The organism is Bacillus sp. GMa5/1 (assembly GCF_050172015.1).
Taxonomy (GTDB): Bacteria; Bacillota; Bacilli; order Bacillales; family Bacillaceae_G; genus Bacillus_A; species Bacillus_A cereus.
This window is the reverse complement of the sequence record NZ_JBNLYC010000038.1, coordinates 1-14,877: the sequence shown is the minus strand read 5'-3', so window position 1 is coordinate 14,877 and position 14,877 is coordinate 1. Positions and strand designations below refer to the sequence as shown.

Here is a 14,877-nt window from a genome sequence, read left to right as displayed (position 1 = left end):
GAGCGTTGTTTATGAATATATTAGTAACAGGTGGGGCTGGATTTATTGGAAGTAATTTCGTTCATTACATGCTACAAAGTTATGAAACATATAAAATTATTAATTACGATGCATTAACATATAGCGGGAATTTAAATAACGTAAAATCTCTTCTGGATCACCCGAATTACTCTTTTGTAAAGGGAGAAATTCAAAATGGAGAGCTATTAGAACACGTTATAAAAGAGCGAAACGTACAAGTGATTGTAAATTTTGCAGCCGAATCACATGTGGACCGTAGTATTGAAAATCCGATTCCTTTTTATGATACAAATGTAATTGGGACGGTCACTTTATTAGAACTAGTTAAAAAATATTCGCATATAAAACTTGTGCAAGTATCAACGGATGAAGTGTATGGCTCTTTAGGAAAAACAGGGAAGTTCACAGAGAAAACGCCGTTAGCTCCAAATAGTCCATATTCTTCAAGTAAGGCGAGCGCGGACATGATAGCTCTATCTTACTATAAAACATATCAATTACCGGTTATAGTAACGCGTTGTTCTAACAATTATGGACCGTACCAGTATCCTGAAAAATTAATTCCATTAATGGTTACGAATGCACTAGAAGGAAAAAAACTACCGTTATATGGTGATGGTTTAAATGTAAGAGATTGGTTACATGTAACGGATCATTGCAGTGCGATTGATGTTGTTCTGCATAAGGGACGTGTAGGAGAAGTATATAATATAGGTGGAAATAATGAAAAAACAAATGTAGAAGTTGTGGAACAAATTATTACTCTTTTAGGAAAAACAAAAAAAGACATTGAATATGTTACAGATCGTTTAGGGCACGATCGTCGTTATGCGATTGATGCAGAGAAAATGAAGAATGAATTTGATTGGGAACCGAAATACACGTTTGAACAAGGATTACAAGAGACGGTGAAATGGTATGAAAAGAATAAGGAATGGTGGAAACCACTAAAAGACCAGTAAGGGGCATGTTAAATGAAAGAGAGGGTTATCATAACAGGAGCAAACGGTCAATTAGGAAAGCAACTATTTGAAGAGTTAGACTCTGAAGAATATGATATATATCCATTTGATAAAAAGTTATTAGATGTGACAAATATATCCCGAATACAACAAGTGGTACAAGAAATAAAACCACATATAATTATTCATTGTGCTGCCTATACGAAAGTAGATCATGCGGAGAAAGAACAGGATTTTGCGTATAGAATAAATGCAATCGGAGCTCGAAATGTAGCGGTTGCTTCACAATTAGTAGGGGCGAAGCTAGTTTATATTAGTACTGATTATGTATTTCAAGGTGCCAGACCAGATGGATACGACGAATTTCATAGTCCAGCGCCGATAAATATATATGGGGCCTCTAAGTATGCGGGGGAGCAGTTCGTCAAAGAGTTACATAATAAATATTTTATCGTTCGCACATCGTGGCTATATGGTAAATATGGAAATAATTTCGTGAAAACGATGATGCGATTAGGAAAAGAAAGAGATGAAATATCCGTTGTAGCGGATCAAGTTGGCTCTCCTACGTATGTGGCGGATTTAAATATGGTTATTAATAAGCTCATTCATACTTCTTTATACGGTACATACCACGTATCAAACAGTGGTTCATGCTCTTGGTTTGAATTTGCACAAAAGATATTTTCGTACGCCAATATGAAAGTGAATGTATTACCTGTTTCAACGGAAGAATTCGGGGCTGCAGCTGCGAGGCCCAAATATTCTATCTTTCAACATAACATGCTACGATTAAATGGTTTTTCACAAATGCCGTCTTGGGAAGAAGGATTAGAGCGGTTTTTTATAGAAACCAAAAGTCATTAACAAATTTCTGTTAATGACTTTTTTGTTTGCCTTTAAGCGGTTTTATGGTACTATAATTATAGTATCAGGTACTAATAACAAGTATAAGTATTTCTGGGAGGATATATCATGGAACTATTACAAGGGAAAACATTTGTTGTTATGGGCGTTGCGAACCAAAGAAGTATTGCATGGGGAATAGCTCGCTCTTTGCATAATGCAGGTGCAAAATTAATATTCACATATGCAGGAGAACGTTTAGAAAGAAACGTTCGTGAATTAGCGGACACATTAGAAGGACAAGAATCACTTGTATTACCTTGTGATGTAACGAATGATGAGGAACTTACAGCTTGCTTTGAAACAATTAAACAAGAAGTAGGTACTATTCACGGTGTAGCACATTGTATTGCTTTTGCAAATCGCGATGACTTAAAAGGTGAATTTGTAGATACTTCTCGCGATGGATTTTTACTTGCACAAAATATTAGCGCATTCTCTTTAACAGCTGTAGCAAGAGAAGCGAAGAAAGTAATGACAGAAGGCGGAAATATTTTAACATTAACATACCTTGGCGGCGAGCGCGTTGTGAAAAATTATAACGTTATGGGTGTTGCGAAAGCTTCATTAGAAGCGAGCGTGAAATATTTAGCGAACGATTTAGGTCAACACGGTATTCGTGTTAACGCTATTTCTGCAGGACCAATTCGTACGTTATCTGCAAAAGGTGTAGGCGATTTCAACTCAATCTTAAGAGAAATTGAGGAGCGCGCACCACTTCGTCGTACAACAACGCAAGAAGAAGTTGGCGATACAGCAGTATTCCTATTCAGTGATTTAGCACGCGGTGTAACAGGAGAAAACATTCATGTTGATTCAGGGTATCATATCCTAGGATAAATATAATATTAATTTTTAAAGGACAATCTCTAAATGCTGAGATTGTCCTTTTTATTTGTTCTTAGAAAGAACGATTTTTAACGAAAGTTCTTACCACGTGATGAATATAACTATAATAGTACACGATTTATTTAGCTACGTATGGAAGTGGGAGGGACGAGTGTGAAGAATAAAAATAAAAGTTCAACAGTTGGAAAACCGTTGTTATATATCACGCAAGTAAGTTTAGAACTTGCTGCACCGAAAATAAAAAGGATTATCCTGACAAACTTTGAAAATGAAGATCAAAAAGAGAAAAGTAATAGACAAGAAAATATTGTAAGAAGTGCTGTGGAAGAGGTAATAGAACAAGAACAACAAGAAGAGCAGCAAGTGGAAGAAAAAATAGAAGAAGAAAAAGAAGAACACATAGAACAAGAAGAGCAAGAACCAGAACCAGTAAGAACTGTCCCGTATAATAAATCATTTAAGGATATGAATAATGATGAAAAAATTCATTTTTTACTAAACCGCCCTCATTACATTCCGAAAGTAAGATGCAGAATAAAAACAGCTACAGTCTCATATGTTGGATCGATCATATCGTATCGTCATGGCATTGTATCTATTATGCCGCAAAATAGTATGAGAGATATTAGGTTGTCTATAGATGATATCCAATCGATTAGTATGGCCGGTTTTTAAATATGTAAAGGTGGTAGAAAGCTTCTACCACCCCAATAGTTTTTTAGTTTACTTTACGATAGAAACGTCGCGTAAGCATTGAATCGCACAGAAACAGCTTAAATCAACAGTAATGCAAGTAGTTGTAGATATTAATCTTGCATTTGGTACAGCTAAAAACGTACAAATTGGATCGTCACCAGGTGGTACCGGAGTACCGTCACCTAATACTACAGTTAATACACGTAGCACAGCACAGCTATCATCATCTACACTTTCCACACGGAAAATTGGAGATCGGCAGCTAGTAAGGCTTGAAGATGGTGCAAATGCTTCAAAAGGTTCTCCAGTTTTTGTGTATAAAATAAAAGGGCGTGTATTTGCTACTGATGCAGTATTGTGTGCACCTAAAAATGGGATTTCACAACCAGATCCACATGTTGTTGTAGAACAATCTTGTAATTCATTGATGAATTTTACAACGTCAACTACACAATGAGAAGAGCCATGGTGTTTATTTTCGTTACAACTCATTAATGTCACTCCTTATCTTCTTGTTTGTATTTACATTAATAAGATATTGGAGTCGAGGAGATTTGGTCACAATCTCAAGACCTTTTTTTTTAAATAGGCGAAAGAGGATAAGGGTAGGTGGAATTATGCTGTTTACAAGCTGGCTTTTATTTTTTATTTTTGCGTTAGCTGCTTTTAGGCTCACTCGTTTAATTGTTTATGATAAAATTACAGCCTTTTTGCGAAGACCATTTATTGATGAATTAGAGATTACGGAGCCGGATGGAAGTGTATCAACGTTTACAAAAGTGAAAGGTAATGGATTAAGAAAGTGGATTGGCGAATTATTAAGCTGTTATTGGTGTACAGGTGTATGGGTTAGTGCTTTTTTATTAGTCTTATATAATTGGATCCCTATCGTTGCGGAACCGTTACTTGCATTATTAGCTATTGCAGGAGCGGCAGCAATCATTGAAACAATTACAGGATATTTTATGGGAGAATAATATATTTTCATAATACGAGAAAAAGCGGAGTTTAAAAGAATGAGGGAACGGAAATAAAGAGTTGTTCATATAGTAAATAGACAGAATTGACAGTAGAGGAGATGTTTGCTGTGAGCAATAATCTAAGGCAGAATTCATATGACCTGCAGCAGTGGTATCATATACAGCAACAACACCAAGCACAACAACAGGCATATCAAGAACAATTACAACAACAAGGATTTGTGAAGAAAAAGGGATGCAATTGTGGGAAAAAGAAGAACACAATAAAACAATATGAAGAATGAAACACTCATGCTACTGTGAGTGTTTTTTATTATATATAAAAAGCGGTATTTCTGTATTAGAAATACCGCTTTTTACTAGCTAATTTGTGCAACTGTTAATGCTGCAGCACGAATGTCTACAGTTCCAATTAACTGAACTGGCACAATTTGAATTAAGTCACCAGGATTTAAGTTAATAAGAATAACACCGCTGGATACGTCTACTTCACCAGTACCAATAACGTTAGAACGAACTGCTGTACCTGATCCAGGAATAATGTTAGCTGGTGTATTTAATGATAAGAAGAAACGACCAGCTTCTGGTGCAGTAGGTACGTTATCAAGACTAATTGTTAATGTATAACTAATTTGATAAATACCAGCTCGTAGAATTCGAATGCCATCTCCGACACTTACTGTATCATTTATTACAGGAACAGTAATATTTGGGTTTGGACTTACGCTAGGTAATAATAGTGGTGTAAATAGTGAAGCAAACTGAGGTGCAGACGCGTTGAAAGCAAAACCAAAGGCAGGTAGTGTACTAGCTGGCTTCGCCTCACAATCGATTTTAGTAAATTCGCAATCAGAAGAGAACATGTTTTTCACTCCTTTATCTGTTTCTACTTTCAGTTAATGAAAAGGACAGGTTCTATGTTCTAGACAAGTTCCCAATTTTAAGAAATTTACATAAGAATACTCGTTAAGCATGGATTGGGTGGCAGAATACTCTGCCACCCAATCCATGCTTAACTCATTATTTAGTTTTAAATAGAAACATCGCGTAAGCATTGAATAGCGCAGAAGCAACTTAAATCAACAGTAATGCAAGTGGAGGTTGATATTAGTCTTGCATTTGGTACAGCTAAAAACGTACAGATTGGGTCGTCACCAGGTGGTACACCGGTACCATCACCTAAAACTACAGTTAATACACGCAATACAGCACAGTCATCATCATCTATACTTTCTACGCGGAAAATGGGAGATCGGCAGCTAGTAAGGCTTGAAGATGGTGCAAATGCTTCAAAAGGTTCTCCAGTTTTTGTGTATAAAATAAAAGGACGTGTATTCGCTACTGATGCATTGTTATGTGCACCTAAAAATGGAACTTCGCAACCAGATCCACATGTTGTCGTTGCACATTCTTGTAGTTCATGTATAAAACGAACAACATTCGATACACAGTTGAAATCACACTCATGTTGATGATCTTCATTACAATTGCAGCTCATTATGTTCACTCCTTCTCGTGAGTTCTGACATACACTATTACAATATGAGTGGGATATGGCTGATATTACGTTAATTCTCACGATAAAAACAAGGAATTTATATAGGAGGGATGTACATAACGTGATATAAAAAAAGACATCCTTATTTAGTGGATGTCTTTTCAGGTAAATCTTTTCGCACAGTATATAAAAAACGAGATATATCTAATTTCTTTCCTCTGAAAAATTGCGGAGAAGAAATGTAAAGTTCTTCTTTCGCACGTGTAATGGCAACGTAAAGTAATCGGCGTTCTTCTTCTAACGCTTCAGAAGTTTCCGTAACACGATCATTTGCATCTTTTAAAGAAGAAGTATGAGGCAGGATTCCATCACTCGCTCCAAGTAAAAAGACACATGGAAATTCAAGGCCTTTTGCGTTATGAATTGACATAAGTGAAACGGCATCTTTTTGCGGCATTGTTTTTAATGCTTCCATTTCTTTTTGACCTTGAATCGCCTCGTCGATAAATTGTAAATAAGCTGGAATATCGGTGAAACGAGTTGCAGACTCCATTAATTCTTCCAACATTTCTTCTTGTATGTCTTTATGCATTGTAAAGGAAGAACGATCGTTACTTTGTAAGTACTCTAAATATTTTCCTTTACCATGAATGATTTCTTTTAATGCTTTTTTCGGTTCTAATTCTTTAATAAACTTAATAAAATCGATGCGCTCATTTACCTTTTTCACTTGAAAAGGTTTTAAGCTTGGATTTAATAGTAAGAAATGAAGAAGAGAAGGGAAGCGCCCCTCACCATATTTCCATTGTTCACGTTCAATAAATGAAATACAATCATCACGTCCGATATACATCGTCGGCAATATGTTTGAAAGTGATTCTAGTCGAAACGGCTCAATCACGAGTCTTAAATGATCTAATACAGGCTTAATTAAAGAATGTTCATAAAATGATTGGCTCGCTCCGTGTTTAATAAACGGGATTTTATGAATGGTAAGCTGATCAAGTAACGAACGACTTACAGAATGTGTGCGATACAGTAAACAAAAATCTTTAAAGTTACGTTCACCACTCTCTACTTTTTCTTGAATAAGCTGCAAAATTTGATTTGCTTCATCAAGAGTCGTAGCAGGTCTTGCATAAAAAGGTTGTACACCTTCCTCACGAACAGAGTATAGCTCTTTATCAAAACGTTCTTGATTTAATTTTATAACTTCATTTCCAAGCCCGACGATAAAGGGATTGGATCGATAATTCGTATTTAGTGCAATGATTGTTGTGTTATCAAATTCTTTTGGAAAAGATAAAATAATTTGGTGACTTGCTCCTCGCCAGCCGTATATCGCCTGGTCGTCATCACCTGCGATAAATAAATTATTTCTTGGCGTGGCTAACAATTTTACGATTTCATATTGTGCATACGATGTATCTTGAAACTCATCTACTTCAATGTAGTGAAAACGTTGTTGTAATTGAGTTAGTAAAGGAGCATTATTTTCTAACATATAATATGTTTCCAATAAGATGTCATCGAAATCAATATAATTGTATCTTTGTTTTACCTCTTCAAAACGTTCGTATACTTCTTTAAATTCTTGTTCGACTGGTGTTTTCGCTTTTACATCTTTCGGACGATTTAATTTGTTTTTCTCAAGTGAAATCATCGCGAGCATCGTTTCAGCATCATAATCGTCTTTTAAACGCAATTCTTTTAAGATTTTCTTTATCATAATTTGTTTATGTTTTTCATTTGCTAAAATTTGCTGATTATAACCTTGACTGCGAAGTAATTTTAAGAAAACAGAGTGGAATGTACCAGCAACTACGTAGCTACTTGCTGCATGATTCATACCTGGTAACTTCGCAACACGACTTCGTATTTCTTCAGCTGCTTTTTGTGTAAATGTAAGTAATAAAATATTTCGTGGATGAACTTGTTTTACATTTACTAAATAACCAACGCGAGTTGTTAAAACAGATGTTTTCCCGCTTCCGGCACCAGCTAGTGTAAGAACAGGACCTTCTGTTGTGCGCACGGCTTCTAATTGTTTTTCGTTTAAAAAAACATTTTGTTGTTCAAGAGCGCGGAAATAAGCCGCATCTACATCTTCTTCCATAATTAAATGGGTAGATGTTTTCGGAATATGATATGTCGCACGCGGAATATCAGCGTGTGTTAACGATTTTTGTGAAAATTTTTCTTGTGTCATATGTTCACCTTCAAAACTATAGCATCAACATTTAACTTTAGCGGAAGAAAAAGAAAATAGCAATGTAAAAAAACAGGAGGGATCACCTCCTGCTTTCAAATTACAATTCTTTTATCATTACGACGTGCGGGATATTCGCTTCCATAAATACATCAGAACTTGTTACATATCCAAGTTTTTTATAGAAATCTTCGGCATGTGTTTGAGCGTGAAGTTTCAATTTTGGTAGCGAATTTTCTTTTGCATACGCTTCAAGAGAATCCATAACAATTTTTCCAATCCCTTTTTTGCGATGGGAATTTAGCACGCAAATGCGTTCCATTTTTCCTATACCATCAAGGATGCGAAAACGTCCAGCACCAACTGGAACATCATTGTCATATATAACAACGTGTGTTGAAGTTTCTTCAAACTCATCGTACTCTTCTTCAGCAGAGACACGTTGTTCATTTACAAACACTTGTTTACGTACAGAGAATGCATCTCTTAGTTGTTCGTCCGTTTGTACAATCTGTGCGTGCAAATTAGTTGTTCCCCTTTCCAAGACGGAATGTTTCGTGTACAGTCCATGTTCCATTTTCTAATTGATATAGAAGATGGAAACGATCAATTGGTTGTTCGTAATAGAAATCTTTCATACGTAATCGGCCCAACACATCAGCATGCTCTGCATCTGATAAGCCTTGTCCGATTGTTAAATGAGGTACGAAAGCATATTCGCGTTCTTGCGTGAATAACCCGCTATGCATTTCTTCATTTAAGAAAGTAAGTTCAGGTGTTTTTTCTACTTTAAAGTAAAGGACGTTATTAACAGGTGCGAATGAACCAACTTTCCCAACATGAAGGGTGAAAGGGTTCGTTTTACTTGCGATTGTATGTAACTCGTTTACAATCGACTCTAATTGTTCATCTTGCGCCTCAAAGGGTGTTTTTAATGTAATATGTGGCGGAACTAATGCGTAGTGCGGGTCATAACGTTTACGCAATCCGTTCGCTTTATCTTGAATCATTTTAGATGGAAAAATTACAATGCCTAATTTCATGTTCCAATTCCTCCCTTTGTAAGTCTAGTTAGATTTTGAGATAAATAAATCTCTTTATCTATTATATCAAATTATTCTGAATACTGCTCTCTATTATTTCATTGATAGAATATGAGAGAAGGCTTTCGGTAAATCAGTCTGCCAATATTTCCAAGTATGATTGCCTTCAAATTCCTCATAATGCGTGATGAAGTTTCTATCTGTAAGAAGTGTATTTAACTCACGGTTCGGCCCTACGAAATCAGATACTTGTCCATCAGTACGCTTTACAGCCGTTTCTTCTGTACCGATGACGTGATACAGTTCTAACGCCTGTGGATCTTTGAATTCTTTTGCTAAGTTCATCACTGTCTCATCCACAAATGGTGATTGCATAACGACTTTACCGAATGTATGCGGATACATAAGTGCAGTCATAAAGGAAACTGTTCCGCCAAGAGAATCACCAATTAAAACACGACCTTTTCCCATTTGGTACGTTGGATAATTTTCATCAATATATGGTGCAAGTTCATGAGCAAGGAAACGAATATATGCAGCATTTTTTACTTCATTTGGGAAATATTTTTCTTTACGATCATGTACATTTTTATATGGAATACCGACAATAATTGTACGGTCAATTTCTTCGGTTTCACGAAGGCGCTCAATTACACGGTGCGCTTTACCAAGCTGAAAATAATCTCTACCATCTTGTGCAATTACAACTGTATGTTTGTGCAGTGGTGTGTAATTTACTGGTAAATAAACGAGAAGTGTAACATCTTCTTGAAGTGATGCGCTATAAAATGAAATTTCTTCAATTCTCCCTATTGTTTGACTCATGTAGATCCCCCTAAATAAAAATTTACTGTAACGATTGTAAGAGCGACGCTTGTAGTGAAAAGGAAAGAAATATTCACTAATTGGTGCCTTAATTTCTATTTTACCATAATGGTACGAAGAATCTAAAAAATTAGTATTTAAGTTGCGAAAGAAAACGGATATAATGAAGTGGGATTTTTGACAGGTGAGAGGGGAGACAGGATTTGAAACAAGAAAAATCAATCGCACTACCATTAGCAATTTCTATAATTGCCATTTCCTTTGCAGCAGTTTTTGTAAAGATGTCCTCAGCACCATCTTCAATATTAAGTATGTACCGCTTATGGATTATCGTACTTATTATGCTGCCTATCGTATGGAAAAAAAGAGAGGAATTTAATAGGATTCAAATGAAAGATTGGGGCTTTTTAATTGGATCTGGTTTCTTTTTAGCACTTCATTTTCTTTTATGGTTTGAATCTTTAAAGCATACAACAGTTGCTAGTTCAACAATTATTTTGGCACTTCAACCAATCGTATCTTTAGTTGGAGGTTTTTTTCTATTTAAAGAAAGAACAACATATTCAGCCATTGCAACGATGGGAATCGCTATTTTAGGAGTAATGTGCATTGGTTGGGGAGATTTAGGTTTAAGTAAGCAAGCAATTTATGGTGACATATTATCCTTTCTAAGTGTAATAGCGGTTGTCGGTTATTTATTTATCGGGCAAACGACAGTGAAGAAAGTATCGCACTGGATTTATAGCTTTACAGTCTTTGCGTTCGCAGGTCTTTTTATGGGGATTTATAATGTTATATTACAAGTACCCTTTACAGGTTATACGAAGTGGGATTGGACTGTTTTTCTTTTACTTGCGGTTGTGCCGACAGTGTCACATGTAATTAATAACTGGCTATTAAATTATGTAAATGCAACGACAATTTCAATGAGTATTTTAGGAGAACCTGTTGGAGCATCTATACTTGCGTTCTTCTTACTTGGAGAAAAATTAAATGCAATGCAAATTATCGGTAGCATGCTCGTATTGTTTGGTGTATCTGTTTTCTTACTGCAGCAACAAAAGCGAACAGCAAAAAATGTCGTAAATGAGCCAGTGTATACACAGGAATTATAGTGTTAGGGGAGAAAAGAGAAGTTGTGATACTTCTCTTTTTGTTTTATAGAAATACGGGCGTAGAAGGGGGAAGAAAATGGAAGAGATATTAAAGAAGTATATGAATAGATTTACAACACTAAGTGAAGAAGAGCAGCAAATGATTCTCAGTGAATTACAAATTGAAGAATATAAAAAAGGAACAGTGCTCCTAAGACAAGGAAATGTTCCGTTAAAATGTTATTTTGTATTAAAAGGATGCGTTAGGCAACATAGTATAGATGAAGCAGGGAAAGAAGTTACATCAAATTTTTATACAGAAGAACAGGCAATTTCGAATTTCAACCATCATAAACAAGATAAATCTTCATCATATACGTTAACGTGTTTAGAAGATTGTACTGTAGTTGTTGGTGATCTACATAGTGAAAAGGACATGTATAATAAGTATTCACAATTAGAAGAAATGACGCGTAAAATGATCGAGTACAATTTCGGTGAAGTACAAGATGAACTTGCTGTATTTATCTCATCGACACCAGAAGAGCGATATAAAACATTGTTACGAAAACGCCCGTATTTAATTCATCGCGTTCCACAATATCAGCTAGCAAGCTATCTTGGCATGACACCAGAATCATTAAGTAGAATTAAGAAACGGCTTAATTAGAGTGTTTACCACCTTTCAATAGTAGCCATATCGCAAGTCCTAATTCACCTGCAATCATAGGTAATTGGAATAGTGATTGTATGAGTGAAATCATTGTATCGTATTGTGTAAACATTGTATTCATGACGTGAATTAGCATATAACCGGTAGCAGCAATGAACAGCAGTATACTAATAAACTTTGGTATCTGTTTAGAGAGAAAAGCTACATAGCCTAAAACGAAAAGATGCAATCCAAAAATGATCAATCCTACAGACCAAATGTATTCGAATGCACTGAGAAACAACATTGTATATGTTTCTGGATTTGCAATTGTATTTTTTGAAAGCAATAATGCCAATATTAGATTGAATATAGCAATCCCAAGTATAGCTGTATACATAAGACGAAGCAAAGCGGCTAGTAATGAGAGGCTAGTATGAATTGGTTTTAGAAAGAAATAAAGAGCCCACGCAGCGACAATATCAGTGATAAAAATGATAATCCACCCAAAAACTTCCGCTTTGAAAAGTGAATTTGAAGTTTGGATATTATGGAATGTTGTACTCGCATCTCCTTGTATAACGAGGTTTCCATGAACAAAACCGTAAGAGAAAAATGCAATGAATGCCATAACAAGAAGAGATGTGCTAGCAAATAAGGCGTACTTTCGTTCAGTCATAATATGTCCTCCTTTTCTAATATTGTTTTCATTGTAATAGGGAAGAGAAGGAGATTCATTGACTTAAATCAAGACGGGGAAAGTTTAGTAGAATTTCCATCAAAAAAAATGTATGGTTATATCCAATTTTTTATTAACCTTGTAAAAAGTAAAAACTCAAATATTGAAATCAAGTAAAAGAGTGGCTACGAAGCCACTCTTTTACTTTGGATTTGTCATATAAGGTTGTACATGAATGACACATAGGTCACGAAATTTGCCTTCAGCAGTTGTGACAATTACGACTGCTTTACCTGCACTTTTTCCAGTAATCGTCACGGTGTCACCTTTTGGATATATGGTGATGATATCAGAATTCATATTTGACCAAATAAGCTCTTTATTCGTTGCTTGTATTGGTAAAATGGAAGCTGATAACACAATGTTTTGTCCCGTTTTTATTTTTAATTTATGTTTTTCCATATGAACACCGATGACTGAAATAACAGAAGGAGCAATTGAAATTTTAGGCGGGTTAGGTTGCATGTTTAAACAAGACGCAGAAGTATTTGTGATAGGTGAAAATTTTCGTGTTTGTTGTTGCTGGAAAGCTGCTAACATGTTGGAGTCCCCTTTCTGTATAAGTGCTGATACTCATACTATAAAGGAGTAGTGTTATGTTAAATTTAACGAAACATAAAGAATTTGTTAAATTTGATAAAAAGATTGTCGAACTGTAAAAAATCTCTGCTGTTATGATAACAGCAGAGATTTTTTTATAAATTATGACGATGTTGTTTTTCGAAATCCTCAAATTGCTCTTTAACTTCTTTTGAAGGTTGTGTTAGTAAACTAACAATTACGATGGCTAGTAAACTAATAGCGAAACCTGGAATCATTTCATATAAGAAATCTTTTAAGAATTTGAATTGAGTCCATATAATAACAGTAGCGGCACCAGAAATCATACCGGCAAGTGCGCCCCACTTCGTCATACGTTTCCAATATAAGCTTAATAAAATAGCAGGTCCGAATGAAGAACCAAATCCAGCCCAAGCGTATCCAACAAGAGCTAAAATCGTATCATTTTGTTTAAACGCTAATGCGCACCCAACTAATGCAATAACAAGTACAGCCATACGACCGACAAATACAAGTTCTTTATCAGATGCAGAACGTTTGAAGAATGTACGATATAAATCTTCAGTTACAGCACTAGAAGTAACGAGTAGCTGTGATGAAATTGTACTCATAATCGCTGCTAGAATGGCTGCTAATAAAAATCCAGTAATAAGTGGATGGAATAAAATTTTCCCAAGTTCAAGGAAAATTGTCTCTGGATTAGATAATGTCAACTCTTGTTGTGAATAGTAAGCAATACCAATAAGACCAGTAAACATAGCTCCAACAACAGAGAAAATCATCCAGCTCATACCAATTCTTCGTGCACTTTTAAGTTCTTTTACAGAAGAAATTGCCATAAAGCGTACGATAATATGAGGTTGTCCGACATAACCAAGGCCCCATGCGAATAGAGAAATCATTCCTAAAGTAGAGGCACCTTTAAAAATATCTAGACGTGTTGGATCTACAGATCGAATTGTATCAAATGCAGGTCCAAGTCCGTTCGAATTCATAATTGTTACGATAGGAACAAGAATAAGAGCGACCACCATAATGATTCCTTGTACGAAGTCTGTCCAACTTACTGCTAAGAAACCACCAAATAATGTGTAAGCGACAACAACGCCTGCAACAATGAATAATCCAACATGATAGTTCATGCCAAATGAATTTTCAAATAATACAGCGCCTGAAACTAATCCTGAAGCTACATAAAAAGTAAAGAAAATCATAATAACAAGTCCGGATACTAAGCGTAGCATATGAGATTTGTCGTGGAAACGGTGTTCCAAAAATTCTGGAATAGTAATAGAGTTGTTTGCAATTTCTGAGTAGGTACGTAAGCGAGGAGCGACATAAAGCCAGTTTGCGTATGCGCCTAGTGTTAGGCCGATCGCAATCCAACTACTACTTAATCCAACGCTAAACATTGCACCGGGTAATCCCATTAAAAGCCAACCACTCATATCGGATGCTCCAGCACTTAATGCTGTTACTGCGGGGCCTAGTGTACGCCCGCCAAGCATATAATCTGTTAAGTTGGACGTTCGTTTGTAGGCGAAATAGCCGATTACTAACATCCCGAGCATGTAAATAGAGATAGAAGTTAAAGTTAACATCTGCGTACTCATGTAGTTCCCCTTTCTTTTGTCAGGTCTTTTGATGCGTTATGCATATTTATCCCGCATTAACGGGCAGCAAAACTCCCACCTTAAAATTGGCTGGGCAAGGAAGTTAGGTGGGAGATCAACTGTCCGTTAATGCCCGATTGATTCAACTAATAATCAGTGGGGATGAACACCCTCTACTGATTAAAGTTTCACTTTATAATCTATCATGATTATTCTGAAAAATCCATAT

General features: G+C 35.8%; 18 protein-coding genes. 8 read left to right on the top strand and 10 right to left on the bottom strand.

Translation table 11 applies throughout. The annotated features are described in order from the left end of the window. The first annotated feature begins 11 nt into the window (after positions 1–11). The 4 genes from rfbB to ACQGSG_RS11920 all read left to right on the top strand — a co-directional run bounded on the left by rfbB (position 12) and on the right by ACQGSG_RS11920 (position 3,413). On the top strand, positions 12–983 hold the full coding sequence (gene rfbB / locus ACQGSG_RS11935) for a dTDP-glucose 4,6-dehydratase (RefSeq protein ID WP_087948071.1): 972 nt from the start codon (positions 12–14) through the stop codon (positions 981–983). Between the two features lie 12 nt (positions 984–995). Beyond that, positions 996–1,850 carry a dTDP-4-dehydrorhamnose reductase gene (rfbD, locus tag ACQGSG_RS11930; protein WP_048568771.1) on the top strand — a complete coding sequence of 285 codons (855 nt, stop codon included), beginning with the start codon at positions 996–998 and terminating at the stop codon, positions 1,848–1,850. Between the two features lie 108 nt (positions 1,851–1,958). Then, on the top strand, positions 1,959–2,729 hold the full coding sequence (gene fabI / locus ACQGSG_RS11925; protein WP_000421886.1) for an enoyl-ACP reductase FabI: 771 nt from the start codon (positions 1,959–1,961) through the stop codon (positions 2,727–2,729). Positions 2,730–2,870: 141 nt separating this feature from the next. After that, entirely contained in the window at positions 2,871–3,413 is a 543-nt protein-coding gene (locus ACQGSG_RS11920) for a spore coat CotO family protein (RefSeq protein ID WP_002196304.1), read from the top strand. Between the two features lie 48 nt (positions 3,414–3,461). Here ACQGSG_RS11920 and exsY read toward each other — a convergent pair whose 3' ends face one another. Further along, positions 3,462–3,926, bottom strand: coding sequence for an exosporium assembly protein ExsY (gene exsY / locus ACQGSG_RS11915; protein ID WP_001277743.1), 465 nt, complete (start codon positions 3,924–3,926; stop codon positions 3,462–3,464). Positions 3,927–4,051: 125 nt separating this feature from the next. On the opposite strand from exsY, the gene ACQGSG_RS11910 reads away from it, so the two are divergent. Further along, positions 4,052–4,411: a DUF1360 domain-containing protein gene (locus ACQGSG_RS11910; RefSeq protein WP_000899664.1), complete on the top strand. Its 360-nt coding sequence runs from the start codon at positions 4,052–4,054 to the stop codon at positions 4,409–4,411. 101 nt (positions 4,412–4,512) lie between these two features. Continuing rightward, on the top strand, positions 4,513–4,698 hold the full coding sequence (locus ACQGSG_RS11905; protein ID WP_021727509.1) for a hypothetical protein: 186 nt from the start codon (positions 4,513–4,515) through the stop codon (positions 4,696–4,698). A 75-nt stretch (positions 4,699–4,773) separates the two neighbouring features. Here ACQGSG_RS11905 and exsF read toward each other — a convergent pair whose 3' ends face one another. The 6 genes from exsF to ACQGSG_RS11875 form a co-directional block, all read right to left on the bottom strand. Beyond that, positions 4,774–5,277, bottom strand: coding sequence for an exosporium protein ExsF (gene exsF, locus ACQGSG_RS11900; RefSeq protein ID WP_000492943.1), 504 nt, complete (start codon positions 5,275–5,277; stop codon positions 4,774–4,776). 167 nt (positions 5,278–5,444) lie between these two features. Further along, on the bottom strand, positions 5,445–5,912 hold the full coding sequence (gene cotY, locus ACQGSG_RS11895) for a spore coat protein CotY (RefSeq protein WP_325842713.1): 468 nt from the start codon (positions 5,910–5,912) through the stop codon (positions 5,445–5,447). A 142-nt stretch (positions 5,913–6,054) separates the two neighbouring features. Beyond that, the gene (locus tag ACQGSG_RS11890; protein WP_000191204.1) at positions 6,055–8,121 is read right to left on the bottom strand and encodes an ATP-dependent helicase; all 2,067 of its coding nucleotides are present in this window, start codon (positions 8,119–8,121) and stop codon (positions 6,055–6,057) included. 100 nt (positions 8,122–8,221) lie between these two features. Then, the gene (locus ACQGSG_RS11885) at positions 8,222–8,644 is read right to left on the bottom strand and encodes a GNAT family N-acetyltransferase (RefSeq protein ID WP_000543295.1); all 423 of its coding nucleotides are present in this window, start codon (positions 8,642–8,644) and stop codon (positions 8,222–8,224) included. Position 8,645: 1 nt separating this feature from the next. After that, entirely contained in the window at positions 8,646–9,164 is a 519-nt protein-coding gene (locus ACQGSG_RS11880) for a YjcG family protein (RefSeq protein WP_000765863.1), read from the bottom strand. 93 nt (positions 9,165–9,257) lie between these two features. Further along, on the bottom strand, positions 9,258–9,989 hold the full coding sequence (locus ACQGSG_RS11875) for an alpha/beta hydrolase (RefSeq protein ID WP_000084013.1): 732 nt from the start codon (positions 9,987–9,989) through the stop codon (positions 9,258–9,260). A gap of 203 nt (positions 9,990–10,192) precedes the next feature. Between ACQGSG_RS11875 and ACQGSG_RS11870 the strand changes: the two genes are divergently transcribed. Next, on the top strand, positions 10,193–11,104 hold the full coding sequence (locus ACQGSG_RS11870) for a DMT family transporter (RefSeq protein ID WP_000806939.1): 912 nt from the start codon (positions 10,193–10,195) through the stop codon (positions 11,102–11,104). A gap of 76 nt (positions 11,105–11,180) precedes the next feature. After that, complete coding sequence (locus ACQGSG_RS11865; RefSeq protein ID WP_000391242.1) at positions 11,181–11,753, top strand: Crp/Fnr family transcriptional regulator; 573 nt, start codon at positions 11,181–11,183, stop codon at positions 11,751–11,753. Here the strand turns inward: ACQGSG_RS11865 and ACQGSG_RS11860 are convergent. The 3 genes from ACQGSG_RS11860 to putP form a co-directional block, all read right to left on the bottom strand. Next, positions 11,746–12,414 carry a DUF4386 domain-containing protein gene (locus ACQGSG_RS11860; RefSeq protein WP_000140099.1) on the bottom strand — a complete coding sequence of 223 codons (669 nt, stop codon included), beginning with the start codon at positions 12,412–12,414 and terminating at the stop codon, positions 11,746–11,748. The genes ACQGSG_RS11865 and ACQGSG_RS11860 overlap by 8 nt on opposite strands. Positions 12,415–12,615: 201 nt before the next feature. Then, positions 12,616–13,014: an Ig-like domain-containing protein gene (locus ACQGSG_RS11855; RefSeq protein ID WP_000878734.1), complete on the bottom strand. Its 399-nt coding sequence runs from the start codon at positions 13,012–13,014 to the stop codon at positions 12,616–12,618. A 155-nt stretch (positions 13,015–13,169) separates the two neighbouring features. Next, complete coding sequence (gene putP, locus ACQGSG_RS11850) at positions 13,170–14,648, bottom strand: sodium/proline symporter PutP (protein ID WP_000107211.1); 1,479 nt, start codon at positions 14,646–14,648, stop codon at positions 13,170–13,172. Positions 14,649–14,877: the final 229 nt, after the last annotated feature.